The sequence below is a fragment of the Streptococcus himalayensis genome (genome assembly GCF_001708305.1).
Taxonomy (GTDB): domain Bacteria; phylum Bacillota; class Bacilli; order Lactobacillales; family Streptococcaceae; genus Streptococcus; species Streptococcus himalayensis.
On sequence record NZ_CP016953.1, the window covers coordinates 88,714 to 114,763 of the forward strand.

General features: G+C 40.9%; 25 protein-coding genes and 2 pseudogenes. 6 read left to right on the forward strand and 21 right to left on the reverse strand.

Annotated elements, in window-relative coordinates:
- Positions 1-2: 2 nt before the first annotated feature.
- Positions 3-491: an HDIG domain-containing metalloprotein gene (locus BFM96_RS00390; RefSeq protein ID WP_068988942.1), complete on the reverse strand. Its 489-nt coding sequence runs from the start codon at positions 489-491 to the stop codon at positions 3-5.
- Positions 492-538: 47 nt separating this feature from the next.
- A complete protein-coding gene (locus BFM96_RS00395; protein ID WP_068988945.1) occupies positions 539-1,276 on the reverse strand; it encodes a TrmH family RNA methyltransferase in 738 nt (245 codons plus the stop codon).
- A 31-nt stretch (positions 1,277-1,307) separates the two neighbouring features.
- On the opposite strand from BFM96_RS00395, the gene BFM96_RS00400 reads away from it, so the two are divergent.
- The gene (locus BFM96_RS00400; protein WP_068988946.1) at positions 1,308-1,586 is read left to right on the forward strand and encodes an acylphosphatase; all 279 of its coding nucleotides are present in this window, start codon (positions 1,308-1,310) and stop codon (positions 1,584-1,586) included.
- A 78-nt stretch (positions 1,587-1,664) separates the two neighbouring features.
- The gene (gene yidC / locus BFM96_RS00405) at positions 1,665-2,588 is read left to right on the forward strand and encodes a membrane protein insertase YidC (RefSeq protein ID WP_068988949.1); all 924 of its coding nucleotides are present in this window, start codon (positions 1,665-1,667) and stop codon (positions 2,586-2,588) included.
- A 62-nt stretch (positions 2,589-2,650) separates the two neighbouring features.
- On the opposite strand, the gene BFM96_RS00410 is transcribed toward yidC, so the two are convergent.
- The 3 genes from BFM96_RS00410 to BFM96_RS00420 form a co-directional block, all read right to left on the reverse strand.
- Positions 2,651-3,907: an ISL3 family transposase gene (locus BFM96_RS00410; protein ID WP_068990592.1), complete on the reverse strand. Its 1,257-nt coding sequence runs from the start codon at positions 3,905-3,907 to the stop codon at positions 2,651-2,653.
- Between the two features lie 175 nt (positions 3,908-4,082).
- Positions 4,083-5,339 (reverse strand): ISL3 family transposase, encoded by a 1,257-nt coding sequence (locus tag BFM96_RS00415; RefSeq protein ID WP_068988952.1) that lies wholly within the window; start codon positions 5,337-5,339, stop codon positions 4,083-4,085.
- 169 nt (positions 5,340-5,508) lie between these two features.
- Positions 5,509-6,414, reverse strand: coding sequence for a DMT family transporter (locus tag BFM96_RS00420; protein ID WP_068988955.1), 906 nt, complete (start codon positions 6,412-6,414; stop codon positions 5,509-5,511).
- Positions 6,415-6,759: 345 nt separating this feature from the next.
- Here BFM96_RS00420 and BFM96_RS00425 point away from each other — a divergent pair, with 345 nt between their 5' ends.
- Both BFM96_RS00425 and tnpB (BFM96_RS00430) read left to right on the forward strand, forming a co-directional pair.
- The gene (locus BFM96_RS00425; RefSeq protein ID WP_068988958.1) at positions 6,760-6,945 is read left to right on the forward strand and encodes a hypothetical protein; all 186 of its coding nucleotides are present in this window, start codon (positions 6,760-6,762) and stop codon (positions 6,943-6,945) included.
- Positions 6,926-7,276, forward strand: coding sequence for an IS66 family insertion sequence element accessory protein TnpB (tnpB, locus tag BFM96_RS00430; protein ID WP_068988960.1), 351 nt, complete (start codon positions 6,926-6,928; stop codon positions 7,274-7,276). Before BFM96_RS00425 ends, tnpB (BFM96_RS00430) begins: the two co-directional genes overlap by 20 nt.
- A 36-nt stretch (positions 7,277-7,312) precedes the next feature.
- Here tnpB (BFM96_RS00430) and BFM96_RS10705 read toward each other — a convergent pair.
- From BFM96_RS10705 to BFM96_RS00480, 9 genes and pseudogenes are all read right to left on the reverse strand, one after another.
- A pseudogene (locus BFM96_RS10705) lies at positions 7,313-8,128 on the reverse strand (IS630 family transposase).
- Between the two features lie 57 nt (positions 8,129-8,185).
- Complete coding sequence (gene tnpB / locus BFM96_RS00445) at positions 8,186-8,536, reverse strand: IS66 family insertion sequence element accessory protein TnpB (RefSeq protein WP_068988960.1); 351 nt, start codon at positions 8,534-8,536, stop codon at positions 8,186-8,188.
- Positions 8,517-8,702 carry a hypothetical protein gene (locus BFM96_RS00450; protein ID WP_068988958.1) on the reverse strand — a complete coding sequence of 62 codons (186 nt, stop codon included), beginning with the start codon at positions 8,700-8,702 and terminating at the stop codon, positions 8,517-8,519. The genes tnpB (BFM96_RS00445) and BFM96_RS00450 overlap by 20 nt, the downstream gene beginning before the upstream one ends.
- A gap of 352 nt (positions 8,703-9,054) precedes the next feature.
- Positions 9,055-10,494: an Asp-tRNA(Asn)/Glu-tRNA(Gln) amidotransferase subunit GatB gene (gatB, locus tag BFM96_RS00455; protein ID WP_068988962.1), complete on the reverse strand. Its 1,440-nt coding sequence runs from the start codon at positions 10,492-10,494 to the stop codon at positions 9,055-9,057.
- Positions 10,494-11,960 (reverse strand): Asp-tRNA(Asn)/Glu-tRNA(Gln) amidotransferase subunit GatA, encoded by a 1,467-nt coding sequence (gatA, locus tag BFM96_RS00460; RefSeq protein ID WP_068988967.1) that lies wholly within the window; start codon positions 11,958-11,960, stop codon positions 10,494-10,496. Before gatA ends, gatB begins: the two co-directional genes overlap by 1 nt.
- Positions 11,960-12,262: an Asp-tRNA(Asn)/Glu-tRNA(Gln) amidotransferase subunit GatC gene (gene gatC, locus BFM96_RS00465; RefSeq protein ID WP_068988970.1), complete on the reverse strand. Its 303-nt coding sequence runs from the start codon at positions 12,260-12,262 to the stop codon at positions 11,960-11,962. The genes gatA and gatC overlap by 1 nt, the downstream gene beginning before the upstream one ends.
- A 761-nt stretch (positions 12,263-13,023) precedes the next feature.
- On the reverse strand, positions 13,024-13,584 hold the full coding sequence (locus tag BFM96_RS00470) for a cysteine hydrolase family protein (RefSeq protein ID WP_068988971.1): 561 nt from the start codon (positions 13,582-13,584) through the stop codon (positions 13,024-13,026).
- Between the two features lies 1 nt (position 13,585).
- Entirely contained in the window at positions 13,586-14,374 is a 789-nt protein-coding gene (codY, locus tag BFM96_RS00475) for a GTP-sensing pleiotropic transcriptional regulator CodY (RefSeq protein ID WP_068988975.1), read from the reverse strand.
- Positions 14,375-14,593: 219 nt separating this feature from the next.
- On the reverse strand, positions 14,594-15,808 hold the full coding sequence (locus BFM96_RS00480; protein WP_068988978.1) for a pyridoxal phosphate-dependent aminotransferase: 1,215 nt from the start codon (positions 15,806-15,808) through the stop codon (positions 14,594-14,596).
- 148 nt (positions 15,809-15,956) lie between these two features.
- Between BFM96_RS00480 and BFM96_RS00485 the strand changes: the two genes are divergently transcribed.
- Positions 15,957-16,409: a universal stress protein gene (locus tag BFM96_RS00485; RefSeq protein WP_068988981.1), complete on the forward strand. Its 453-nt coding sequence runs from the start codon at positions 15,957-15,959 to the stop codon at positions 16,407-16,409.
- A 99-nt stretch (positions 16,410-16,508) separates the two neighbouring features.
- On the opposite strand, the gene BFM96_RS00490 is transcribed toward BFM96_RS00485, so the two are convergent.
- Positions 16,509-17,459: an IS30 family transposase gene (locus BFM96_RS00490; RefSeq protein ID WP_068988984.1), complete on the reverse strand. Its 951-nt coding sequence runs from the start codon at positions 17,457-17,459 to the stop codon at positions 16,509-16,511.
- A gap of 527 nt (positions 17,460-17,986) precedes the next feature.
- Positions 17,987-19,366 carry a Cof-type HAD-IIB family hydrolase gene (locus BFM96_RS00495; RefSeq protein WP_068988986.1) on the reverse strand — a complete coding sequence of 460 codons (1,380 nt, stop codon included), beginning with the start codon at positions 19,364-19,366 and terminating at the stop codon, positions 17,987-17,989.
- Between the two features lie 67 nt (positions 19,367-19,433).
- Here BFM96_RS00495 and BFM96_RS00500 point away from each other — a divergent pair, with 67 nt between their 5' ends.
- Positions 19,434-20,396: an asparaginase gene (locus tag BFM96_RS00500; protein WP_068988989.1), complete on the forward strand. Its 963-nt coding sequence runs from the start codon at positions 19,434-19,436 to the stop codon at positions 20,394-20,396.
- A gap of 187 nt (positions 20,397-20,583) precedes the next feature.
- On the opposite strand, the gene BFM96_RS00505 is transcribed toward BFM96_RS00500, so the two are convergent.
- The 5 genes and pseudogenes from BFM96_RS00505 to BFM96_RS11485 all read right to left on the reverse strand — a co-directional run.
- Entirely contained in the window at positions 20,584-21,429 is an 846-nt protein-coding gene (locus tag BFM96_RS00505) for an undecaprenyl-diphosphate phosphatase (RefSeq protein ID WP_068988992.1), read from the reverse strand.
- Positions 21,430-21,528: 99 nt separating this feature from the next.
- Positions 21,529-21,786 (reverse strand): DUF896 family protein, encoded by a 258-nt coding sequence (locus tag BFM96_RS00510; protein ID WP_068988998.1) that lies wholly within the window; start codon positions 21,784-21,786, stop codon positions 21,529-21,531.
- An 8-nt stretch (positions 21,787-21,794) separates the two neighbouring features.
- Complete coding sequence (gene glyS, locus BFM96_RS00515; RefSeq protein ID WP_068989001.1) at positions 21,795-23,834, reverse strand: glycine--tRNA ligase subunit beta; 2,040 nt, start codon at positions 23,832-23,834, stop codon at positions 21,795-21,797.
- A gap of 1 nt (position 23,835) precedes the next feature.
- Positions 23,836-24,753: a glycine--tRNA ligase subunit alpha gene (glyQ, locus tag BFM96_RS00520; RefSeq protein WP_068989004.1), complete on the reverse strand. Its 918-nt coding sequence runs from the start codon at positions 24,751-24,753 to the stop codon at positions 23,836-23,838.
- 1,205 nt (positions 24,754-25,958) lie between these two features.
- Positions 25,959-26,049: pseudogene (locus tag BFM96_RS11485) on the reverse strand (MFS transporter); the annotation flags it as partial.
- Between the last annotated feature and the right edge of the window lies 1 nt (position 26,050).

A 26,050-nucleotide genomic window follows, 5' to 3' on the forward strand; every position in this document is an offset into this window, starting at 1 on the left:
TCTTATGATTTTAAGATTTTACGGTGAAACAGTTTGGTTTTTACTTTTTGACGCAATGGAGTCATCGCCTCCTTTACAGCCCAATACTTATCCACTATGGTCACAATATAAGACTCCTTGTACCGAGGAAATGCAAGCGTTGCTCCCCACATATGCTTGATGATAATATCTTCTTCGATTTTATTTAAATCGGTCACCTTGCGAGCATTTCGCACAGCTAGTCTGGGATGAACCCAAGCATGGCTTTTCTGAAATTTAGTCGTCCGCCAGTCATAATAAAACAAATCGTGCAAAAGCCCACCACGAGCTGCACTCTTTTCATCCCAGCCAAATTTTTTGGCAATCTTGTAGCTCGTATAGCTGACATGAATTGAATGCTCCAACCGATTGGAATAGATGTGATGCGGAATGGTTTTTAACTTTTGCACTCGCTCGTGCTGGATTAGCTGCTCAACATGGTCTAGGTAGTCTCGATCGTTTCGGTAAGGCATTTCCCCCACCTCCTTGCTTGTTTCTATTATAAGCCCTTTTCTGAAAATTAGCTTAAAGTAAAGATGAGAATGCCTGCTGCCACGGCAACATTCAAGCTCTCTGCCTGTCCCTTCATGGGAATATGGACCAACTGATCTGCTCTTTCTTTCACAATCGAGCTGATCCCCTGCCCTTCATTGCCCATTACCAGAAGGAATTCCTCTTCAGCAAGGCTCTTGTAATCCACTGAATCATGGGTCAAGGTCGTCGCTAAAATAGGTAGTTGCGATTGCTTAGCTAAATCCAGAATGTCTTGACTGTCTATTCGATAAATCGGCAGATGAAAATGGCTCCCCTGCATGGACCGAAGGGTTTTCAGATTGTAGAGATCTGCTGAATGCTTGGACAAAAACACACCAGAAAAACCGGCTGCATCCGCCGTTCGAATGATGGTTCCGACATTTCCAGGATCTTGGACATCTTCTAAAAACAGGTACTTGCCCCTCAGCTCTTGAGGAAAAAGCTGTTTTCCCAAAGCGATTTCAGCCACAATGCCTTGTGGCGTTTTTGAATCCGATAAATCTGCCAAAATTTCTGGGCTTACTACTATGGTCTGAGAGAAATCCTCTACCCTCTCTTTGTAGGCCTCTAAGACAAAAATACGCTTGATTTCCGCGTCCGCCTTGACAGCTTCTTCAAACAAATGCCAGCCTTCAATCAGATAGGAATCTTTGCGATATTTTTTTTGAAGTAATTTTTTGGTATTTTTCACCACTTGATTGGCTTTTGAGGTTATAATAGTCATAGAACCATTATAACACAAAAAGGAGTTACACATGCAAAAAGTCAGAATGATTGCCCAAGGTCGAGTGCAGGGTGTTGGATTTCGTTGGGGGGTCTATGCCCTGGCGACAGAAATCGGAGGCATTACGGGACGTGTCTGGAACAGGGAGGACGGTACCGTAGAAATTTTAGCTGAAAGTAAGGATTCACCTCTCATGGCAAAATTTATCCAAGAAATCAGAAAAGGACCTACTCCTTTTTCCAAAGTCACCTATTTGGACGTTACCCTTGCGAACTTTGAATCCTACAAAGATTTTAAAATTGCAAATTAGGTCTATAGAACTATTGTGTATTTTCTAAAAAAGAAGTAGAATAGATAGGTATAACTTTTAGAAAAAGGAAAGACTGACGTGAAAAAAATCAATCGTATTCTATTTGCAGGGCTGAGCTTTGTCTCGGTTCTCTTTCTGACAGGCTGTGTCCCTGTTGATAAAAGCGGGCAACCCTATGGTATTTTCTGGGATTTCTTTGGAAAACCTATGAGTTGGGGAATTGACTACTTTGCTAATAACCAGGCTCTAGGCTTTGGGATTGCCATTATCTTAGTGACAATTATCGTTCGCTTGATTATCTTCCCACTTGGGATTTATCAATCTTGGAAAGCTGCTTATCAGTCTGAAAAGATGAATTACCTCAAGCCTATTTTAGAGCCCTTCCAAGACCGTCTCAAGAATGCCCAAACCCAAGAAGAAAAACTAGTCGCACAGCAAGCCCTCATGGCTGCTCAAAAGGAGAACGGGGTTAGCGTCTTTGGTGGCGTTGGTTGCTTGCCAGTCTTGATTCAAATGCCGTTCTTCCTCGGACTTTTTGCAGCTGTTCGTTACACACCAGGCGTTGCTGAGAGCAATTTCTTAGGAATTCACCTTGGTAATCCAAGTATCCTTTTAACTGTCATCGTTGGAATTCTTTATTATCTACAATCGATGCTGATGCTCGTTGGAATAGACGAAAGTCAAAAAGAAATGATGAAAAAGACAGCCTACATGACCCCTATCATGATGCTCATCTTCTCCTTCTCTTCTCCTGCCGGCTTAACGCTCTACTGGGTTGTCGGAGGTCTGATCCAAATTATCCAACAAGTAGTGGTGAATTTCCTTGTTCGACCTAAGATGAAAAAGCAAGTAGCAGAAGAATTCGAGAAAAATCCACCTAAAGCCATGAAACAGGCTAACTCTAGAAAAGATGTCACTCCGCAGATGGATACTGCTATTGAAACCAAGCCTAAAAAACACAAGAAAAAAAATCGCAATGCTGGCAAACAACGGTCGCGATAAAGATAGAACTAAAAAAGCCTTATTTTGAGGCTCTTTGTCAACTGTAGTGGGTAGATGAAAAGCTAACACCTAGAGAGGACCAAATTGGTCTTCTCTCGTTTTATGTTTAAAGCAATGAAAATCCGCTTTTTAAAGTTTTCAAAGTTTCGAAAGCCAAAGGCATTGCGTTTGATGACTTTGATGAGATTATTCGTCGCCTCAAGTTTGGCATTTGAGTAAGGCAATTCCATGGCGTTGAGAATCTTATCCTTGTCCTTCAAAAAGGTATTAAATACGGTCTGGAAAATCGGGTCGACAGTCTGCCGAGTGTCTTGGATAAGTCCAAAAAACTGGTCAGCTTGCTTCTCCTGGAAGTGAAAAAGCAGTAGTTGATAGAGCTCGTAGTGTTCTCTCAGTTCTTGAGAATAGCCGAGCAGTTTAGCGACAATCTCCTTATTGGTCAAATGCATCCGAAAGGTCGGGCGGTAAAACCGCTTGTCACTGAGTTTTCGACTGTCCTGTTGTATCAATTTCCAGTAGCGTTTGAGCGTCTTGTATTCATGCGATTTGCGGTCAAAAGCATTCATGATTTGGGTACGGACACGGTTCATAGCACGGCTGAGATGTTGCACAACGTGGAAACGATCAAGCACGATTTTAGCATGAGGAAAAAGTTGTTTGGCTAGTTGATAGTAAGGGCTAAACATGTCCATAGTGATGAATTTAACGCGGTTTCTGACCTGTCTAGGGTATCTCAGAAAGTGATTTCGGATGGTTGCTTGCGTTCTTCCATCAAGGATAGCGATGACATTTAGGGAGTTGAAATCTTGAGCGATAAAGCTCATTTTCCCTTTCTTGAAGGCATACTCATCCCAAGACATGACTTCTGGAAGCTTAGACCACTCCGTTTCAAACTTAAACTCGTTGAGTTTTCGAATAACTGTAGATGTAGAAATGGAAAGTCTGTGTGCGATATGTGTCATTGCTTGCTTTTCGATGAGTAATTGTGCGATTTTCTGGTTGACAGCGACAGAGATTTGATGGTTTTTCTTAACAATAGGAGTTTCAGCGACCGCTATTTTCCCACATTCCTTGCATTTGAAACGACGCTTTCGAAGGCGGATAAGTAGCGGGTAGCCAGCAGTTTCTAAGTAGGGGATTTTAGAGGCTTTCTGGAAGTCGTACTTAGCCATTTGTCCCTTGCAGGAAGGGCATTTAGGGGCTGTGTAATCCAAGTGACCGTGGAGTTCTAAGTGAGTTCCCATGTCGCATTCATTAGTGATCGTGATATTTTTGTCTTTCATTTTGAGAAAATTTGTGATAAGATTTAGTTGTTCCATATGAGTCTTTCTAAATGATATTTTTGTCGCTTTTCATTATAGGTCATATGGGACTTTTTTTCTACACTGAAAAAGGCTCCATAATCTCCACAGTGGATTTACCCACTACAGATATTATAGAGCCTATTTTGAAGGCTTTTTTGGCTCTTTGTCAACTGTAGTGGGTAGATGTCAGCTAACATCTAGAGAGGACCAACTTGGTCTTCTCTTTTTTGATGTTTAAGGCAATCAAAATCCGCTTTTTGAAGTTTTCAAAGTTCCTGAAACCAAAGGCATTTCGTTTAATGACTTTGATAAGATTATTGGTAGCTTCCAATTTAGCGTTGGAATAAGGCAATTCCAAAGCGTTTAAAACCTTGTCCTTATCCTTTAGAAAGGTCTTAAATACCGTCTGGAAAATAGGGTTAACAGTGGCTCTTTCTTGCTCAATTAGGTCAAAGAAATGCTCTGAGTTCCTCTCTTGGAAATGGAATAAAAGAAGTTGATAGAGTTCATAATGTTGTCGTAACTCATCTGAGTAGGATAGGATCTTGTCTAAGATTTCCTTATTGGTCAAATGCATGCGAAATGTAGGGCGATAAAATCGTTTATCACTGAGTTTACGGCTATCTTGTTGTACCAGTTTCCAGTAGCGTTTTAAGACACGGTATTCCTGGGATTTTCTATCGAATTGATTCATGATTTGTATGCGGACACGGTTCATAGCACGGCTGAGATGTTGCACAACGTGGAAACGATCAAGCACGATTTTAGCATGAGGAAAAAGTTGTTTGGCTAGTTGATAGTAAGGGCTAAACATGTCCATAGTGATGAATTTAACGCGGTTTCTGACCTGTCTAGGGTATCTCAGAAAGTGATTTCGGATGGTTGCTTGCGTTCTTCCATCAAGGATAGCGATGATGTTATTTGTGTCAAAATCTTGAGCGATAAAGCTCATTTTCCCTTTCTTGAAGGCATACTCATCCCAGGACATGACTTCTGGAAGCTTATCCCAATCCGTTTCAAATTTAAACTCATTGAGTTTTCGAATAACTGTAGATGTAGAAATGGAGAGTCTGTGTGCGATATGTGTCATTGCTTGCTTTTCGATGAGTAATTGTGCGATTTTCTGGTTGACAGCGACAGATATTTGATGGTTCTTCTTAACAATAGGAGTTTCAGCGACCGCCATTTTCCCACATTCCTTGCACTTGAAACGACGCTTTCGAAGGCGGATAAGTAGTGGGTAGCCAGCAGTTTCTAAGTAGGGGATTTTAGAGGCTTTCTGGAAGTCATACTTAGCCATTTGTCCCTTGCAGGAAGGGCATTTAGGGGCTGTGTAATCCAAGTGACCGTGGAGTTCTAAGTGAGTTCCCATGTCGCATTCATTAGTGATCGTGATATTTTTGTCTTTCATTTTGAGAAAATTTGTGATAAGATTTAGTTGTTCCATATGAGTCTTTCTAAATGATGGTTTTATCGCTTTTCATTATAGGTCATATGGGACTTTTTTTCTACACTGAAAAAGGCTCCATAATCTCTACAGTGGATTTACCCACTACAGATATTATAGAGCCGCTTTTTTACATGAGCAGATTTTACCAGAACAATGATTCAAATCCCTAATCTTTCGAGCGAACTTCTTTTAAATCTCGATACGAAATAAGAAGAACCCCAAATAAAATGAAGGCCATTCCTAATAAATCAAGAGGATAAAAGCGGCTTCCCATGAGAGCAAAGGCAAAAAATACAGCAGAAACAGGCTCAATCGAAGCTAATAAACTGGCCTTGACAGGGCCAATCAGACTAGCCCCTGCCAAAAATAAGGTATAGGTCACAATCGTTCCAATTCCAATCATACCGATGAGAGCAAATAGGGTCATCAACTCGATATTCCAATTAAAAGAAAGCGGACGGCTGATGGGCATTAAACAGATTCCTATTAAAAACATACCTAGACCATTGACCGCAAGACTTCCCCAGCGTTGAATGAACTGAATCGGCAAGATAATATAGGCAGCATAGCTCACAGCTGCCACCAAGCCCCAAAATAAACCGGAAGGTGTGACTGCCAACTGAGTCACTTGCCCATGAGTGGCCATCAAAAAAGTTCCTAAAACCGCAGAGAGCATGGAGAACATTTCGATGTTGGTCGGAGCCGTTCGATGTTTCAAGCAGGTATGAATAAGAACCAAAATTGGACATAGATATTGCAAAACAGTAGCTGTCCCCGCATTGGTTTCGCGAATGGCTAATAGATAGGAAAATTGATTAAGAAGAAGTCCGATTGTAGAAAAAAGGACAATGGCGAGAATCACTTTTGGTTGCTTCAACAATTGTAAAAACTGATTTCCCATGGTAAAGAAAGCAATGCATGTCAGACAAAATCCTGCAATTCCCATGCGAACACTAGTCAGTAAAAAAGGCGGAAATCCTTGAGCCATCAAATATTGACCACAAGTACCTGATAGTCCCCAGGCTATGCCAGCCATCAAAACATAGAGAATTCCCTTTACTTCTTTTTTCATTGTTCCACCTCTCTTTTTCTCTATTGATTATAGCAGAATTTTTAGAAAGATTATACGCTTTCAAACAAAATCAACGAATTTCTAATACTCAATGATAATCAAAGTTAGTAATTTTGCGACTTTCTTAAATGTTTCCTACTTCTTTTTTTGTCACTGTCCTTTTCATTTACTGAAAAAACATCCTATTTAACTTACAGACCACTTCATTTCATAGTAAAGATATTTTTATATATATGTAGCAGCTATTTTTGAAATTAAATGTAACCGCCCAATAACGAGGTGTCTATGATATTTTCCACACCTCTAGTATACTGTTATCAGAAAACAGAACTGGAGGCTATTTTGATGTCACAACCTATTGTTCCCTTGAAAACACCACAATCTCGTCGATTTCCTCATAAATCCAGAAGTGATCTGATAATGAAAATGCGTATTGGAAAAGTTGAACTAAGCTTGTTCCCATCTCTTCATCAAGAAACACTGGAAACTATTTTAGATAAGGTACTTGCTTATGAGCATCCGACTCAGTGATTTAGGGCAGGTCTATCTGGTTTGTGGCAAAACTGATATGCGTCAAGGGATTGATTCGCTGGCCTATCTCGTTAAACGTCAATTTGAATTAGATCCCTTTTCTGGTCAAGTTTTTCTCTTCTGTGGTGGCCGCAAAGATCGTTTCAAGGCCCTTTATTGGGATGGACAAGGTTTCTGGTTGCTTTACAAGCGATTTGAAAACGGCAAACTCACTTGGCCTAATGATGAACATGAGGTCAAAGCCCTCACTTCCGAGCAAGTAGACTGGCTGATGAAGGGATTTTCGATAAGTCCTAAAATAAAATCTACAAAAAGTCGTGATTTCTATTGAAATCATGGCTTTCTTTTCGGTATAATGAAATAATACTCATTTAACATCAAAATCTGAAAAGAGCCAATTTCTATGAACAATGGGTTTTAACACAGACCAATGCAGACGTTGAATCACCTCTTGCAGCTTGTTAATGACATCGTCTAGCGTCTTAAAGGCCTTATTCTTGAAACCTCTCTTACGAATCTCAGCCCAGACTTGTTCAATGGGATTCATCTCAGGCGTATAAGGTGGAATGAACTCAAAGCCAATGTTGGTAGGTTTCTCTAACGTCCGTGATTTATGCCATACGGCGTTATCCATCACGAGTAAGATATAGTCATTAGGGTAGGCTTGGGACAGTTGTCTTAAAAATTCATTCATCCAATCGGTGTTACATCCCCCAGCAATGATAAAGAAAGATTCCCCTGTATGGGCATCGACAGCTCCATAGCAGTAGCGATATTCTCGAATATAGTGGCTGTGAACATGAGGTCGTACTCCTTTTGGCACTCAAGACTTCCCAATTTTAGTTTGGTAAGCCTCGTGCATTTCTGCAATAGTGACAAATTGTCCTGAAGCACTACCAACAAACTGTTCTTCTAAGAATGCTTTTTCTTCTTCGTAAGTAAGATAAGAACGATGACGCCCCCCTCGTGCATCATGGGTAAGGGCAGAGAGGCCTTCTTGTTCATATTTTTTCACCAAACGCCAAATCGTATCATGAGATAAACCGATTAAGTCAGAAATGGCCTTGTAGGTCAACTTTTGAGAGCGTAAATAGACCGCTTGAATCCGTTTGTGATAGGCAGAGAGGTGTTTAGCCTTGAGAGCTGATTTGAGTTCTGTGATTTGTTCTTGTGTAGCGTTCATAGGACTATTATACATCAGAATTTGATTTTTGTTAAGTATAAAAAGAAAGCCATGATTTCAATAGAAATCACGACTTTTTGTAGATTTTATTTTAGGACTTATCGAAAATCCCTTCATCAGCCAGTCTACTTGCTCGGAAGTGAGGGCTTTGACCTCATGTTCATCATTAGGCCAAGTGAGTTTGCCGTTTTCAAATCGCTTGTAAAGCAACCAGAAACCTTGTCCATCCCAATAAAGGGCCTTGAAACGATCTTTGCGGCCACCACAGAAGAGAAAAACTTGACCAGAAAAGGGATCTAATTCAAATTGACGTTTAACGAGATAGGCCAGCGAATCAATCCCTTGACGCATATCAGTTTTGCCACAAACCAGATAGACCTGCCCTAAATCACTGAGTCGGATGCTCATAAGCAAGTACCTTATCTAAAATAGTTTCCAGTGTTTCTTGATGAAGAGATGGGAACAAGCTTAGTTCAACTTTTCCAATACGCATTTTCATTATCAGATCACTTCTGGATTTATGAGGAAATCGACGAGATTGTGGTGTTTTCAAGGGAACAATAGGTTGTGACATCAAAATAGCCTCCAGTTCTGTTTTCTGATAACAGTATACTAGAGGCGTGGAAAATATCATAGACACCTCGTTATGGGGCGGTTACAATTAAATGAGCATAGTCTTTCAGTGTCTATTCCTCTCAATCTAGTTTAAGGATTGTATAAAAAGTGAGTTCCAAGGATGATTTGTTATCACGCTTGAAACTCACTTTTTTGTTTCTTTTATCATAAAGGACTTTTTTATGAACACTGGCATAGACCGTCTTTGCTTTCACTGCTAATTTCTCTAGTCTACACTTAATAGACTTAGCAGTGACAACATCCGCAAGTCAGCTGCATTCACCCGTATCTTGCACGCAAGTTGTGATTGCCTAATCTAGTAATTTCTGCAACTCTTGGGCTAAGAGTTGTTGAGCTACTTGCGGATTGGCTTGTCCTTTGGTTGCTTTCATGAGGAAACCAGTAAAGGCCTTGTCCGCATTGCGTTTGCCAGACTTGAAGTCTGCCACTGCTGCTTCATTATCTGCAAAGACTTGATGAATCATTGGAATCAAGACTGCAGGGTCGGAAATTTGTACGAGACCAGCTTTTTCCACATATTCACGTGCAGAACCGCCATTTTTCGCCAAATGAACAAAAACTTTCTTGGCAATCTTGGATGAAATGGTCCCATCTGCAATCAAGCTAATCATTTCCACCAAATTTTCAGGAGTTAGGGCAATTTCTGACAAGCTTTTTTGTTCTGCATTCAAGAATTGAGCTACCTCCCCTTGCAACCAGTTCGAGATTTGTTTGGCATCTCCACCAAGACTCAAGGCTTTTTCAAAGAAGTCTGACGTGACTTTGCTTGCTGTTAGCTGACGTGCATCATAATCAGACAGACCGTAGGCAGTCACATACTTGGCACGACGCTCTCTTGGAAAGGCTGGCAATTCTGCACGCATTTCTTCGATCCAGTCCTGATCAATCTCAAAATTTGGAATATCTGGCTCTGGGAAATAACGGTAATCAGCCGCCCCTTCCTTGACCCGCATGAGGATGGTTTCTCCTGTCGCCTCATCATACCGCCGAGTTTCTTGACGAATTTGCCCACCGGAACGTAAGATTTCTGCCTGGCGTTTTTCCTCATAAGCCAATCCTTTTTTAACATAGTTAAAGGAGTTCAAATTTTTCAACTCAGTTTTGGTACCAAAGGCTTCCTGACCATAGGGACGAAGCGAGATATTGGCATCGACCCGCATGGAGCCTTCTTCCATCTTGACATCTGAGATACCAGTATACTGGATGATTTCTTTTAGAGCCGTCAAGTAGGCATAAGCTTCTTCGGGGCTACGCATATCCGCTTCTGAAACAATCTCAATCAAGGGCACGCCCTGACGGTTCAAATCCACATAGGAATAGCCATCTGTCCCGTGGGTGTTCTTTCCAGCATCTTCTTCTAAATGCGCCCGTTCAATACGGATTTTCTTGGTAGATCCATCCTCTAGTTCAATCTCAATCCAGCCGTCATAGCCAATCGGTTCATCAAATTGAGAAATTTGATAGGCCTTGGGATTATCTGGATAAAAGTAATTCTTGCGGTCAAAGTGCATCTTTTGATGAATGACCATGTTCAAAGCCAATGCTGCCTTAATCCCCGAATCAATCACCCCTTTGTTCATCACAGGAAGGACACCTGGGAAGGACCAGTCAATGATATTGGTATTGGCATTTGGGTCTTCACCAAAATGGGCAGACGATGGAGAGAAAATCTTTGAATTCGTATTCAATTCAACATGGACCTCAAGTCCAATAATTGTTTCAAAGTTCATTACTTTTCACCTCCAAAAATCACTGGTTGTTGTTTATGATAATCCGTTGTTGCCTCAAAGGCAGCTGCGACTTGGTACAGGATTTCTTCATCGAAATGATTACTAATCAACTGCAGTCCGACTGGCAATCCTTCTACAAAACCAGCTGGAATGGAAATCCCTGGAAGACCTGCCAAATTGACTGGAATGGTCAAGATATCTGCCAAATACATGGCTACTGGGTCATGATTTTGCGAATTCAAATCATAGGCCACCGTCGGAGCTGTAGGCCCTAAAATCAAATCATAGTCAGCAAAGACCTTAGCGAAATCCTGCATGATTAAGGTACGGACCTGTCCAGCTTTTTTAAAGTAAGCGTCATAATAGCCAGAAGACAAACTAAAGGTTCCAAGCATAATCCGGCGTTTGACCTCGTCACCAAAGCCTTGACTTCGAGTTTTCACATATACATCATCCAGATTTTCAATATCTTCCGCCCGATAGCCATAACGAATGCCATCAAAGCGTTGCAAGTTAGAACTTGCCTCAGACGAAGCTACAATGTAATACACTGCCACTCCGTATTTACTGTGGGGAAGGCTCACTTCCTCTACAATAGCTCCTAGGCTCTCCAAGTGCTTGGCAGCCTTGAGAATTGTTTCCTTCACTTGTGTATCGATTCCATCTCCCATATACTCTTTTGGAAGTGCAATCTTCATCCCCTTAATTTCTTGCCCAATTTTTTGTGTAAAATCAGGCACAGCAAGTTGTGAAGAAGTTGAATCTTTCGTATCATGACCTGAAATCACATTGAGCAGCTGAGCATTTTCTTTAACAGTTTGAGAGAAAGGTCCGATTTGATCCAGTGAGCTTCCAAAGGCAATCAAGCCAAAACGAGACACTCGACCATAGGTTGGTTTCATTCCAACAATCCCATTAAAGGCAGCGGGCTGGCGAATGGAACCACCTGTATCAGAACCCAGTGACAAGCGTACCTGGCCAGAAGCTACCGCTGTTGCAGAACCTCCAGAAGATCCACCTGGAACCTTCCTTTTGTCCCAAGCATTTTTACTCTTTTTAAAATAGGAAGTTTCGGTCGATCCCCCCATGGCAAACTCATCCATGTTGGTCTTTCCGATGACAATCATATCTTTCCCATAAATTTTTTCAACACTTGTAGCATCAAAAATCGGAGTGTAATTATACAACATCTTTGAAGCAGCTGTTGTCAAAATTCCTTTGGTAGAAATATTATCCTTGATAGCAATCGGAATGCCGCTCATGACATTACTCGCATCAATCCCTTTTTCATCCACTTTTGCGGCTTGTTTAAGGGCTACATCGTGAGATACTGTAATAAAGCTATCAACTGCATCTTCACGTGCTTCAATATCCTCCAAACTTGCCTTGGTCAATTCCACTGCAGAGATTTCTTTTTTGACCAATAAATCATGCAATTCATCAACACTTTTCGTATGTAAAGACATTAGGCATCTCCTCCATCTTCTAAAATTGCAGGTACTTTAATATAATTTCTCTCCTTTTCAGGAACATTTTGGAACAATTCTTCCCTGTCCCAGCCTTTTTCTGCCTTATCTTCACGCATATAGTTCAGATTATTGGCGACATTTGATGTAAATGGAACGCCAGTCGTATCGACCTCGTCCAATAATTCTACCATGTCCACAATTTTAGACAGAGTTGTGGCAAATTCTTCCGTTTCTTCTGGTGAAAAGGCCAGCTTTGACAAATTCGCAACATGAGTTACTTCTTCTTGTGTGATTTTCATCTGTTCATCCTTTCTTGCTTCTACATCTCAAAACGTCAGAATAGCCGTTAGAAATCCCTTCCCTCCGCCCTACATTTGGCAAAGAGCACAAACGACCTATCTTAACATTTCCAAACTTTCAACGATATACTTTCTAATTTTCAAAAGTAGGATCTTCTTATTTTACCACAAATCTCCCTTCTTCTTCAATGATAAGAGCAAGCCTTCTCCCATCAACTAGAAAAAATCTGAGAAAAAGTCAATCCTATCTCCATTTTTCTCAAATACAGCAATCTAGGATTTCTTCTGCCAAATATATCCTTTATCAATCTGTTTCTAGGCCTAAAACCTTAAGCCTTTTATACTTCTGACTAGGCAACAAAACCGCAGGTAGAACTAGAGTTCAACAAGATGAGTTAAGGCCGTCAGATTTTGATTATTGTCGAGTGTTATACTCATCCAAAATCAAAGTTAGCATTTTTGCGACTTTCTTAGATGGTTCGAACGAAAACTAGCTATTTTTGATACCTATACTTTTCATCTACTAAAAACTCACCCTGTTCGACTTACTGAAACTGCTTCATTTTTAAATAAAAAATAAATATGTATTTACTTGATATGACCCACAAAAGTTAGAGCAAAATCTAACAATAGAGAGGTCGGTACAATCAAATGGTTATTTTTGAAATTACATGAGTATTAGATGAAAACGATTGCTCTGCCAAGCGTTTTTCTAATCTCTCATAAAAAAGCTTTCAGTATAAAAACATGAAAGCTCATTTTTATAATAAGTCTTCAGATACTGTGGCACCTAGGACATCCGTCATATGGTTGAGTGCAAATGCATGCTGAGTCTGCTCTATGGAAGCCACGGCAGATGAAATCACCTCAATCTGATACCCTAAGTTATAAGCATCAATCGCCGTATGTAGAACACAAATATCCGTCAAAACACCTGTCAAAATAACCGTATCCACTCGACGCTCTCTCAAGCGGATATCCAAATCTGTCCCTGAAAAAGCTGAATAATGCCGTTTGTCCATCCAAAAAACACGATTATTTTCTTTGGTTTCCTCAAAAAAACCAGCTAGAGGTCCATATAAATGACGGCCAGAGGTACCCATGAGATTGTGGGGAGGAAAGAGCTTGCTTTCCGGATGAAAAGAATCCTCTACCTCATGCCCATCCACGGCAAAGAAAATATAGTCTCCTCGCTGAAAAGCCTCTCTTGTCACCTGACAAATCCTCTCAGAAATAGCTTGGGCAGGTAATCCAGCCGTTAATTTCCCTTCATCCGCTACAAAATCAATCGTATAGTCAATCGAAATCAATGCTTTTGGCATTTTAGTAATCTCGTTTCTTAATTTCATCAAAAATGTCTGGAATTAAGACTTTCAGATATGTTCCTTTCATTCCCAAGGAACGGCTCTCAATAATCCCAGCACTCTCCAGTTTTCGCAAGGCATTGACAATCACAGAACGCGTAATTCCGATACGATCGGCAATAATTGAAGCTGTCAATTGGCCTTCGCTGCCATCTAATTCTTCTAAAATCGCAGATACCGCCCGCAATTCAGAATAGGATAAGGTATTGACAGCCATACTAACCGCCATTCGATGACGAAGGTTTTTCTCGTCTTCTTCACGTTGGAAGTTCAACAGCTGAATGCCGACCACTGTGCTCGCAATTTCCACCAAAATCAAATCATCATCATGAAATTGCTCGTCATTTCGCCAAATAATCAATGTCCCCAAGCGAATCCCAGTCACATGAATTGGGACAAGGGTCGTTAAACCATCTGGAAATTCATTCTTGGTTTCTATCGGAAAGACTGTCAATTCATTGTCAATCGTGATATTAGCTTCTGTATCATAGACCAGAGTCGCTGCTTTCACATACTCTTCTGGAAATTTCTGCGTTTGGAAAAATTCTTCTACCCGATCATTATTGGTCTTGTAGCGCATGAAATAACCCAGTAAGCGTCCTCTGCTATCAATGATACAAGCATTACAATCAATGACATCTGCCAACTGTTTGGCAATCGGATTATAGGGTAGGTCATCCTGAAGTTTTTCATCTGAACGTTTCAGAATGGCTGTAATTTTTCTCGTTTTTTCTAATATTGTTGTCATCTTTTACCTCAATTCAATCGCTTACATTATAGCATAAAACGCAACAATTTTCAACAATTATCTGAAAATTGTTTATTTTGCTACTTTTTTTGAGAGATATATCAAAGTAAATAAAAATATTGCTACACTTCCGATAGACCATTCATCTTACAGCTTAGCAATATTCTCGTTTATTTTTACAAACTTCTAACTCTGATAGGATTGGGATTAGGATGGAGTTTATCTAGCATATTGACGCAAGAAACGCGTCATCTTTTCCTGAATTTGTGCTAATTCGTCAACCCGAGGCAAATAAACGATACGGAAGTGGTCTGGCTCTTTCCAGTTAAATCCACGTCCATGTACCAAGAGAACCTTCTCCTGCTTTAAAAACTCCAAGACAAATTGCTCATCATCGTCAATCCGATACATGGTCCGATCAATCTTTGGAAAGACATAAAGACCAGCCTTAGGCTTCACAGTTGACAAGCCCGGAATCTCATTGATAGCCTTGGTGATAAATTCCCGTTGTTCATAGAGGCGCCCTCCTGGAATCAAGAGCTCATCCACCGATTGGTAGCCTCCAAGGGAGGTCTGCACTACTTGTTGAGACAAGACATTCGAGCATAGACGCATATTGGAAAGCATGTTCAAGCCTTCAATATAGCCCTTAACATGGTGTTTTGGACCAGACAAGACCATCCAACCCACACGGAAACCACAAATCCGATGCGATTTTGACAAGCCATTCATCGTCACACAGAATAAATCAGGTGCTAAACTAGCGATAGGAATATGGACTTCGCCATCAAAAACCATGCGATCATAAATCTCATCTGAGAAAATAATCAAGTCATTTACCCGTGCGATTTCCACGATTTCTTCCAACACTTCCTTAGGATACAAGGCACCCGTTGGATTGTTAGGGTTGATAAGGACAATCGCTTTAGTGTTTGACGTGATTTTGGACTTGATATCTGCCATATCTGGATACCAATCCGCCCCTTCATCACAGACATAATGCACCGCATTTCCCCCAGCGAGGCTGACAGCTGCTGTCCACAGCGGATAGTCAGGCATGGGCACCAAGACCTCATCCCCATCATCTAGCAGACCTTGCATGGACATAACAATCAATTCACTGACACCATTGCCTAGATAAATATCATCAATATCCACATTTGGAATCTTCTTGAGCTGGCAATACTGCATAATTGCCTTTCGAGCTGAGAAAATCCCCTTGGAATCTGAATAGCCCTCACTGTCTCTAGCATTCATAATCAAATCATGAATAACCTCATCCGGTGCAGTAAAGCCAAATTCAGCTGGATTTCCTGTATTTAAACGAAGAATTTTCTCTCCATTTGCCCGCATCCGCATCGCTTCTTCTAATACTGGACCACGAATATCATAGGCAACATGTTCTAATTTACTAGATTTATCGAATTGTTTCATCTTTGAACCTCATTTCATCATCATCTTTTCATTATACCGCAAATTGCCTTAAATTTCTAAAAAAAGTAGTTGTAAAACAAATGAAAACCCTTTACTTTTTTCATGGAAAGGATTACAATAAAGATAGAAAAAGAATGGAGGTATTCCGATGATTCAAAAGTATGAAAATATCATGGTAGCCGTCGATGGTTCACGCGAAGCAGATTTAGCTTTTGTAAAAGGAATCAATTCCGCCCTACGAAACCAGGCTCGGCTAACCATTGCCCATGTCATTGATACCCGCGCCCTCCAAAGCGTTTCTACCTTTGATGCCGAGGTTTATGAAGAGCTGCAGGCAGAAGCTAAGAAATTGATGGCAAACTATGAAGAAAAGGCTAGAGCTGCCGGCCTCAGTGACATCGTGACGATTATCGAAATGGGCAATCCCAAAACCCTTCTTGCCACGGACATCCCAGATGCCAATGGGGTTGATTTGATTTTAGTCGGTGCAACAGGCCTCACCGCCTTTGAACGCCTCCTTATCGGCTCCTCATCTGAGTATATCCTTCGTCATACCAAGGTTGACCTTTTAGTCGTTCGTGACAAGGATAAAACAATGTAAAACAAGCTTTCTCCCAAATCCGCTACCTCTTGGTGGCGGATATTTTTGGCAAAATTATCAAAAAATGACAAAAGAAATTCTTATAAACTCTTCTATTTGTCAAATTAAGTTAGACACTTTAAAATAACTCAGAAAAACTTGTAGAGGAGTTTGATAGTTTAATGACTTACGAGGAATGTTGTTTCTGTTATCAGCTATCGCTGATAACACTTCTTGGGAAATCTCATTGAAGTCTGTCTGCTTCGGAAGTCCGTGTCTTCGTAGTAGGCCATTTGAGTGTTCATTGAGTCCACGTTGACCAGGACAGCCAGGGTCCGAAAAGAAAATGTCGATATCATACTCATTTGACAATGACTTCCAATTTGAGAACTCTTTCCCACAATCAAAGGTCATCGACTTGAACAGGTTCTTTGGAAATTTCGTTAACCAATCCCTTAGTGACTGTTCGATATCTTGGGCTTTTCGTCCATTTGTTTGAAGCGCTATAATCACTTTTGATTGTCTTTCAACCAAGGTAATCGCAGCACTCTTACTATCCTTGCCAACGATTGTATCCCCTTCAAAGTGACCAAACTCCCTATCAAATGTTGGATAGCGTTCAGCCCGTTCACGAATGTCTCTACGAAATGCTTGTTTACCGCGCATTTCCTTCTTCCCATTGGGCTTTCGTTTCCCCTTCCATGGGAGATTTTCTTTTTTGAACACACCGCGATCGGCTAAACGATAGAGTGTTCTCATAGAGCAAGAAACTTTGTTTGGATACGTCCCTTTGATAACGTCTAAACTCCAGTCTTTTTCCAAATGAGATTGAATGAAGTCGGTTTCTTCCTTCGATAGCTGTGTGTTATACCTACCGCAGCGCTTCTTGTTCGCTTTATAATGCTCGTAGTAGTCATAAGCTGAATATCCTTGTTCAAGGTAAGCAACTACATTATAAATCGTTTGACGGGCTCGACCGAGGGATTTAGCAATAGCGGAGATTTTCTTTCCTTCTTGATGATACGCCTCTATCATTACGAGCTCATTTGTGGTAAGATGAGTATAGGTCATCTATGTTCGGTCCTTTCAGAAAAATGTGGTAGTTTATCTGAGCTTAACATAAATGGCTTTTTTTGTCTAACTTAATTTTACAAATTGGGCTCATAAAAATAAAAGTATATTGAAAAGTGTCACAATTTGGCAATACTTTTTTTAGCTGTTTTTTAATATAAGCTCAGATTTTTTCGATAGAATTGTACTCAGGTGAATAGCACAGGAGAGATAAAAGTTCACTACACATCGGACTTCTATCCCGCTACCTAACATTATCCAGCATGATGATTAATGGCGTATCTAACGTCGTACTCATGCAATTTCAAAGATATCCATTTGAGCTATACTTATTTATTTTTGCTATAAAATGAAATAGACTAAGTAAGTCAAACAGGATGATTTTTCAGCAGATGAACAGGATACTCATAAAAATTAGGCGTTTACGTCCGACCCTTCTAAGAAAGTCGCTAAAACGCTCATTTTGATTTTTGTTGAATATAAAACACTGATTTATCCTGCTAAAAAAGAGCAGTGATTTGCTCCTTTCACTGCTCTTGATGTTTTTGATAGGCTTTCATCTGCCGTTCTAATTCTTTTTGAATAGCTGGCTCTGGCGCATACTTTTCTTCCCAATCATCAGGTTTCAAAATTTTGTGCGTTACAGGGTCAAAATGAGCCTTACCATCTGGAAAGAGCTTCCCCATATTGGCCTGATGCACGATTTCAAAAATTCTCTCTGGATCAACTCCCATAAGAACAAACGTTCCATAGGTAAAATACAAGGTATCTATCAAGGCATCAACCTGCCCAACGAGAGAAACTTCAGCTGGGATCTTGGTTTTGACTTTCTCTGCCGCCTTATCCAGCGCAATATGCAAATGCTGAATCGCCTCTTCAAAAGCTGTCTCCGAAGGACTCGCTGCTCGCAGAAACTCCACCATTTCCTCTAGTTTAAAATCCGTGCGATGACTAGCTGCTGCTAAATTCCAAGCTCTAGGTTCTTCTTGTGTTGAAGTATCCATAACCTGATGGAATTCCTTGACTTTATTAAAATGGGGGTCACTACTGGTAAAGACCTTCTCACGTGCTAAAATTCCGAAATGCTCCAGAGCCTTGTGAATCCCATCTTGACTGTTGCTGGTCGTAATGTGTTTGGCAATCTCCTTGACACGATCGGTCCCATTTCCCATAGCAATCGACATGCCCACTCCTGCCAGCATTTCAAGATCATTATCCGAGTCTCCAAAGGCCATCACCTCATGAATTCCAAATCCGTATTCTTTCCCGACTAGACGAATTCCCTCAAGTTTTGACATACCTTGGTTAATCACATCAGCCGCAAATGGACTACTACGGGTAAATTTCAAATCAGGAAATTCTTCCTGAATCCTCTTACTTTCAGATGCTGTTGCAAGGAGTAAGACTTGGTAAATCGGTTCCTGAATCGACTGATAAAGATCCTCCACTCTCTGTGGAAAAGCCTTACTGATAATATGGTTAAAACCATGATTTACATAACGCGTTAATTTCTTAGGAATCAACCGGCTCGACCACTGAGGAACCTTGCTCATACCAAAGTTCATAATTTTTGAACCAATAACGCCGTCTTTAGTCCCGAAACAAATTTCCTTGCGGTATTTCTGTGCTACCTTAATCAATGATCGTAAATTCGCCTTATCAATAGGTTTAGCTGAAATAACCTTGTCTTTTGAGAAAATATATTGACCATTATAGGTTACTGCAAAATCCAAGTCTAGTTGCTCCATGAAGGAGGCTACAAAAAAAGGGCCTCGACCTGTCGCAAGACCTACTAAAATGCCCTGCTCTTTTAAACTCTGAATCGCTTGTTCGGTCGACTTTAAGACGGTCCTATTATCATTGACCAAGGTGCCGTCAATATCAAAAAAGACTGCTTTGATTTCCATTGGTTCCTCAACTCTCGTTTTTGTGATACAATCATTATAGCACAAATCTGAAGAAGGAGTTTATTTGATGACAAAGAAAATACTGGTTTTACATACAGGAGGGACGATTTCCATGCAGGCCGATGAAGCTGGCCAGGTTACAACCAATAGTGTCAATCCAATGCACCATGTCTCCGTCGGTTTGGAGCATATAGAGGTGACCAGTCTTGATTTTTTCAATCTTCCCAGTCCTCACATCACTCCCCAGCACATGCTGGCTCTTTACCATAAAATTCGCGACGCTTATCAATCCTTTGACGGAATTGTCATTACCCATGGAACTGATACTTTAGAGGAAACAGCTTATTTTCTTGATACCATGGATTTGCCTGATATTCCTGTCGTTCTCACAGGTGCTATGCGGTCATCTAATGAATTAGGAAGTGACGGTATCTATAATTACTTATCTGCCCTTCGGGTTGCAAGTGATACAAAGACTCATGGAAAGGGAGTTTTAGTGGTCATGAATGATGAAATCCATGCGGCTAAGTATGTCACTAAAACCCATACTACCAATGTCGGCACCTTCCAAACACCGACGCATGGCCCTCTCGGTTTAATCATGAAACACGAAATTCTCTATTTTAAAACAGCAGAGCCACGCGTACGTTTTCAACTGGAAGCTATTTCAGGTTTAGTGCCCATCATTTCTGCCTATGCAGGCATGCAAACGGAATTACTGGCTATGCTCAATCCAAATCAACTGGACGGCTTAATCATCGAAGCTTTCGGTGCGGGTAACCTCCCCAAGGAGGCTGCAGAAAAAATTGAAGAACTCATCCAAGCTGGAATTCCCGTAGCCTTGGTCTCTCGCTGTTTCAACGGAATTGCCGAACCTGTTTATGCCTATCCAGGTGGCGGTGTCGCCCTCAAAAAAGCTGGAGTTCTCTTTGTCAAAGAACTCAATGCTCCCAAGGCACGTCTCAAGCTTCTAATCGCTCTTAACGCAGGTCTAAAAGACAAAGAATTAGCAGAGTATATAGAAGGATAATGAAAAAACTAAAAAATAAATTCTAAAAAGCTGAGGCAACACGATTTTGATTTTTGAAATTTTCTATCCTCAAGTCTTAAATTTGATAAATTAGAGATAAAAAAAGCGAACAAAGTAGAATTCTGAAGATCAGAAAACTAATTTTGTTCGCTTTTTATATTTAGGATTGGACTTTCCCCAACCTGTTTTAGGCGATTACAAATTTATATACTGCATATATCAACAACAGGATTCCCAAGGCAATTCGATATTTTCCAAAGATTGTAAAATCATGTTTTTTGACATAATCCGTCAAGAACCGAATCACCAATAAACTAATTCCAAATGCGACACCCATGGCCACCAATAGTAGCATTAATTGAGAAAAACCTAAGCTATTACCCTTTAGCACAAATTTGAGAATCTTAATGGCACTCGCTCCAAACATGGCTGGAATTCCAAGATAAAAGGTGAACTCCGTCACAACTGAACGACTGGTCCCATTCAAAAGACCACCGACAATCGTCGCACCTGAACGGCTCGTACCCGGAAAAAGAGCTAATACTTGGAAAAAACCAATGAAAAGAGCGGTCTTATAGGGTAATTTCCCCAAGTCTGTAATTTTTGGTTCTACATCTTTATTCCGCTTTTCGAGTACAATAAAGGCTATTCCATAGATAATGAGCATGATAGCAACAGGAACCATATGATGAAAATGAGCTTCAAACCAATCATCGAGCGGTAAACCAATCACCAGAGCCGGAAGCGTTGCAATAACCACCTTCGCCCATAATTGCCATGTTTTTCGTACCTCACGTGCTGTTTTTCCACGCTTAAAGGGATTTAACTTGTCAAAATAGATAACTACCACTGCCAAAATCGCCCCTAGCTGGATGACAACGTTAAACATTTCTATAAAGGCCGGATTGTTGTCCTTATACTTGACAAATTCTTGCACTAAAATCAAATGACCTGTACTTGAAATCGGCAACCATTCCGTAATCCCTTCGACAATTCCAAAGAAAATGGACTTTAAAATTTCAATGATAAACATAAGAATCTCCTAAATCGTTCTGTTTCTATTATAGCACAAATGAGGTGCAAACAAGCAAAAAGGGTAGAGATTTTTCTCTACCTTTTTTAATAATTCAGTCTATGAATGGGGATCATCTAGGCTTCTGCCATGCAGTCCTTTTTCGCGTTGGACTTGTTTGAGTTTTTCTGGAGTTATATCGTTGCCTGCTTCATCGACAATTTTGATGCCTTCAAGATGGGCCCGAACACTACGACGATAACCTTCGATATACTCTTCTCGGAGGGCTGCTTGTTCTTTTACTTCCTCTTCTGTCAAGCCTGTTTCTTTTTTCTTTCTGGCCAATTCATTGATGCGATCAATTTTTGCTTGTTCCATTTTTTCTCCTACTTGGTATTGATTTGGTTAAATTGCGCAACTTTCTGTGCTTTTTGAGTTAGGGTTGCAAGCAAGGCCAAGCGATTATTTTTCACAGCATCATCGTCTACCATGACCATGGTATTGTCAAAGAAAGCGTCAATCAGAGGCTGAAGTCCAAAGAATTGTTGGATATTTCCTGCCAAATCTTGGGTGCAGGTAAGTCCTGCCACTGCATCTGCTAGGGCTGTTTCTGCTTCATTTTCAAAGAGACTGCTATCCACTGCAACATCTGATGCTGCTTTTTCTGCCAAATTAAAGACACGAGAAAGACTTTCAACGGCTGATTTAAAAGTAGCTGTTTTCGCCTGTTCTGCCAAGATACGAGCTGTTTCAACCATATCGCTGACCACAAAGTTTGTGCTATTTAAGACTGCTGTCACAATATCTTTCGGAACGCTCTTATCGATCATTTTCTCTACACGAGCACGGAAGAATTCAAGAACCTCTGCCTGATGTTCATAAGCAAGGCTATCATGCTCTAGGGCATAAAGTTTTTCAACCAATTCATCGATTGCAATCGTCCAGCCAAAGGCTTCCAAAATCCGCACCACACCTTGGGTTGCACGACGAAGGGCATAGGGGTCGTTTGAACCACTTGGAATAAGACCAACTGAGAAGAAAGACAAGATTGTATCCAGTTTATCAGCAAGCGCTAATACCGCACCGACCTTGGTTTCAGGAAGAGCACCTTCTGCACTATTTGGCAAGTAATGTTCCCGAATAGCGGCTGCAACGGCTGGGGTTTCGCCTGCAAGAAGTGCGTATTTCTCCCCCATAATCCCTTGTAATTCGTCAAATTCGCCAACCATGCCTGTCAATAGGTCAAATTTGTAGATGGCAGCTGCACGCGCAAGATCTGTTTTTTCTTCCTCAGAAAGTCCTGCTTGATCTGCTAAAAGGTTACTAATGGCAGCTGTACGTGCCATGTGTTCATACAATGAGCCAATTTTTTCATGGAAGGTCACAGCTTTTAAGCGTTCCACAAGGTCCGCAATCTGTAATTTCTGGTCTTCCCGCCAGAAGAATTCACCGTCTTCCAAACGTGCTACCAAGACTTTCTCATTTCCCTTAATGACATTGGCAAGAAATTCCGCATTTCCGTTACGAACAGAGATAAAGTTCGGCAAGAGTTTACCGTCCCTGTCTCGGACAACAAAGTAACGTTGGTGATTTTTCATGGAAGTCACCAAGACTTCTTCTGGAACATCCAGATACTTAGCATCAAAAGCTCCCATAAAAGCAGTTGGGTATTCGACCAAGTTCAAGACTTCGTTCAGTAACTCTTGATCAATTTCAACGACTACGTTTTGTGCCGTTTCAATCGCCTTGATTTGCTCCACAATCATTCTCTCACGCTCTGCGCTGTCTGTAATCACAAATTCCTTACGTAAGTCGTCTTCATAACTATCTGCTGTCGCAATTTCCGTTTCCTGTCCGAGGAAACGATGACCACGACTGACACGACCTGATGGAATATCAAGGAAATTCATCTCAAGTGCTTCATCGTCCAAGAGAACTGTCAAGGTATGAACCGGACGGATATAATCAAATGTATTTGAAGCCCAGTGCATGCTGACTGGGAAAGTCATCGAAGCAAGAACGTCTGGAATGCCTGCTAAAACTTCCTTAGCTGTCTTTCCTGTCTCATGCTTGGTCACATAGACATACTCTTCCCCCTTGATTTCACGGAAGGTAATATCAGCTGTTGTCAACCCTTTACCACGGACGAATCCTTCTGCAGCCTTGGTAAAATGACCATCCGCATCTAAGGCAATCTTCTTACTTGGCCCTTTAAAATCCTCTGTCAAATCTTCCTGCTGGTCTGCCAAATCACGCACACGCACTGCTAAACGACGAGGTGTCGAAAACATCTGGATTTCTTCAAAAGCCAAACGATTATCTGTTAAAAATTGCGCCATTTTGTTCTTCAATTGAACCATAGCAGGCATTACAATATAAGCTGGAATCTCTTCTAAACCAAGTTCTACCAGTAAATTTTTCGTCATCTTATTCTGCCTCCTTCTCTAATAATTGCACTCTTGTTGCCTCATCCAACAGTGGATAACCAAGGCGTTTTCTTTCTGCTACAAAGGTCTTTGCAACGACGCGCGCCAAATTTCGAATACGTGCAATGTAGCCTGCTCGCTCTGTTACTGAAACTGCACCGCGGGCATCCAGTAGGTTAAAGGTATGCGAACATTTCAACACATAGTCAAAGGCCGGGTGAACCAAATGCTCATCCAAACAACGTTTTGCTTCGATTTCAAATTTCTCAAAGTTGCTGAGCAATAAATCTTGGTCACTGATTTCAAAGCTGTATTTTGAATGCTCATATTCTGGCTGAAGGAAAATCTCACCGTATTTCACTCCGTCTGCCCACTCAATGTCATAGACTGAATCAACTTCTTGGATATAAGAAGCCAAACGTTCCAAACCATAGGTTACCTCAGCTGTAACTGGACCTGTCGCTAGACCTCCAACCTGTTGGAAATAGGTAAATTGTGTGATTTCCATTCCATCAAGCCAAACTTCCCATCCCAAACCAGCTGAACCAGTCGAAGGATTTTCCCAGTTGTCTTCTACAAAGCGAATATCATGTTCCAACGGATTGATACCAAGGCGTTCTAGTGATTCCAAATACAATTCTTGAATATTGCTTGGACTTGGTTTCATGACCACTTGGAATTGGTGGTGCTGATAGAGACGGTTTGGATTTTCTCCGTAACGACCGTCTGCTGGACGACGACTTGGCTCAACATAGGCTGCATTCCAAGGTTCAGGACCAATAGCACGCAAGAAGGTATAGGGACTCATCGTTCCCGCTCCTTTTTCTGTGTCATAGGCCTGCATCAACATACAGCCCTGCTCATTCCAAAATTGTTGCAAGGTCAGAATAATTTCTTGAAAGGTTAATTTTTTAGACATTGGTTTCTCTCTTTCTTAATGGTTATCATTTGCGACGTTTTCCTTTAAAAACAATCATCTTTATGAAAGGAAAACAAGTGCATAGTCTAGGCAATTCGCCATGGCGATTGCCGTTAGTTGCTCAAACCTTTAAGTTTGTTAGCAACGTTGGCTAGGTGAAAGGTTAGTTTTTTAGATATTTTGCTTCCTCTTTCTATTTGATAATGGACGATACGATTTGAAGAAATGTAGGATAGAGAGGTTTATGTATCCGTATCTGTAAAACATATATAGTGGACTAAGAGCTGTGTAAAAAAGAGACGCAGATGTTCCAGCTTTAGCTGGTTACAGTCGAGGCTCCCTTTAGGGATAAATCTCGTTGGTTGCAAACCAACCTGCTTCGATTTCCTATTTTGTCTAGGAGTTGCTTAACGCCCTCGTATCTTATGAAACTGAACACGGGCTAAGCACTGTGTGAAAAAGAGACGCAGATGTTCCAACTTCAGTTGGTTACAGCTGAGGCTCCCTTTAGGGATAAGTCTTCCTAGAGTCTGCCGGCTCTTCGTCAGACTTCCTATTTTCACTTTGTGCTTTATACGCCCTCATATCTTATGAAGGAATAGGACGAGGCAAGGAGTTGCAGATAGAACCGGCATTCATCAATACTCTATAAAAATCAAAATCTGACTAGCTTCCACAATTGAGAATTGTGGAAGGTTGGAAATAGAACGAGCACAGCTCGCCCCTTTGAACCACTAGTTCGGACTAATGGTAGCTGAGGATTATTGCATAATCCTTATTTCCAACCTTCAACAGTCCACAGGACTGTTGAAGCAAGGTGAGTTAACGACTTCAGATTTTAATTTTTGACGAGTGAAAGCGACTGAACGATGTCCTAACCTTTATTCATTCACTGTAGTACAGCAAAAAACGCGCCAACACTCCTATGTCTCCATAGGGGCGTTGAAACGCGGTTCCACCCTGATTTATTACTTCATTTTGTTCTTAAAAACAGCGAGAAAGTGCCATCTTTATCCACCTTGTATCTGGCTTTCACCCTCCCAGACTCGCTTCTACAATGCTTAAACAAAGAATTCTTTCCTACCTTGGTATTCTACCAAAAAAATCAAGAGCTGTCTATTATTTTATTAAAAATCTGTATTCATAACATTACAAGGTCCTTAAAATAAGACAAATGTGCGATAGTAGTGCAACAGCAACTTCAAAACCATCGAGGTAGCAATTGCAGATTTTGAGACTATGTAAATATTCGCAATGATTGTCACTCTGAAAAATAGTCAATAAATTTTCAAACAAT

Coding starts and splice junctions, on each gene's coding strand:
- codY (WP_068988975.1), bottom strand. CDS start 14,374: ATGACAACAATATTAGAAAAAACGAGAAAAATTACAGCCATTCTGAAA.
- tnpB (WP_068988960.1), bottom strand. CDS start 8,536: ATGAGCATCCGACTCAGTGATTTAGGGCAGGTCTATCTGGTTTGTGGC.
- BFM96_RS00395 (WP_068988945.1), bottom strand. CDS start 1,276: ATGACTATTATAACCTCAAAAGCCAATCAAGTGGTGAAAAATACCAAA.
- BFM96_RS00470 (WP_068988971.1), bottom strand. CDS start 13,584: ATGCCAAAAGCATTGATTTCGATTGACTATACGATTGATTTTGTAGCG.
- BFM96_RS00415 (WP_068988952.1), bottom strand. CDS start 5,339: ATGGAACAACTAAATCTTATCACAAATTTTCTCAAAATGAAAGACAAA.
- BFM96_RS00510 (WP_068988998.1), bottom strand. CDS start 21,786: ATGGAACAAGCAAAAATTGATCGCATCAATGAATTGGCCAGAAAGAAA.
- glyS (WP_068989001.1), bottom strand. CDS start 23,834: ATGACGAAAAATTTACTGGTAGAACTTGGTTTAGAAGAGATTCCAGCT.
- tnpB (WP_068988960.1), top strand. CDS start 6,926: ATGAGCATCCGACTCAGTGATTTAGGGCAGGTCTATCTGGTTTGTGGC.
- gatA (WP_068988967.1), bottom strand. CDS start 11,960: ATGTCTTTACATACGAAAAGTGTTGATGAATTGCATGATTTATTGGTC.
- gatC (WP_068988970.1), bottom strand. CDS start 12,262: ATGAAAATCACACAAGAAGAAGTAACTCATGTTGCGAATTTGTCAAAG.
- BFM96_RS00420 (WP_068988955.1), bottom strand. CDS start 6,414: ATGAAAAAAGAAGTAAAGGGAATTCTCTATGTTTTGATGGCTGGCATA.
- glyQ (WP_068989004.1), bottom strand. CDS start 24,753: ATGTCTAAAAAATTAACCTTTCAAGAAATTATTCTGACCTTGCAACAA.
- BFM96_RS00485 (WP_068988981.1), top strand. CDS start 15,957: ATGATTCAAAAGTATGAAAATATCATGGTAGCCGTCGATGGTTCACGC.
- BFM96_RS00505 (WP_068988992.1), bottom strand. CDS start 21,429: ATGTTTATCATTGAAATTTTAAAGTCCATTTTCTTTGGAATTGTCGAA.
- BFM96_RS00390 (WP_068988942.1), bottom strand. CDS start 491: ATGCCTTACCGAAACGATCGAGACTACCTAGACCATGTTGAGCAGCTA.
- gatB (WP_068988962.1), bottom strand. CDS start 10,494: ATGAACTTTGAAACAATTATTGGACTTGAGGTCCATGTTGAATTGAAT.
- BFM96_RS00450 (WP_068988958.1), bottom strand. CDS start 8,702: ATGTCACAACCTATTGTTCCCTTGAAAACACCACAATCTCGTCGATTT.
- BFM96_RS00490 (WP_068988984.1), bottom strand. CDS start 17,459: ATGACCTATACTCATCTTACCACAAATGAGCTCGTAATGATAGAGGCG.
- BFM96_RS00425 (WP_068988958.1), top strand. CDS start 6,760: ATGTCACAACCTATTGTTCCCTTGAAAACACCACAATCTCGTCGATTT.
- BFM96_RS00495 (WP_068988986.1), bottom strand. CDS start 19,366: ATGGAAATCAAAGCAGTCTTTTTTGATATTGACGGCACCTTGGTCAAT.
- BFM96_RS00480 (WP_068988978.1), bottom strand. CDS start 15,808: ATGAAACAATTCGATAAATCTAGTAAATTAGAACATGTTGCCTATGAT.
- BFM96_RS00500 (WP_068988989.1), top strand. CDS start 19,434: ATGACAAAGAAAATACTGGTTTTACATACAGGAGGGACGATTTCCATG.
- BFM96_RS00400 (WP_068988946.1), top strand. CDS start 1,308: ATGCAAAAAGTCAGAATGATTGCCCAAGGTCGAGTGCAGGGTGTTGGA.
- BFM96_RS00410 (WP_068990592.1), bottom strand. CDS start 3,907: ATGGAACAACTAAATCTTATCACAAATTTTCTCAAAATGAAAGACAAA.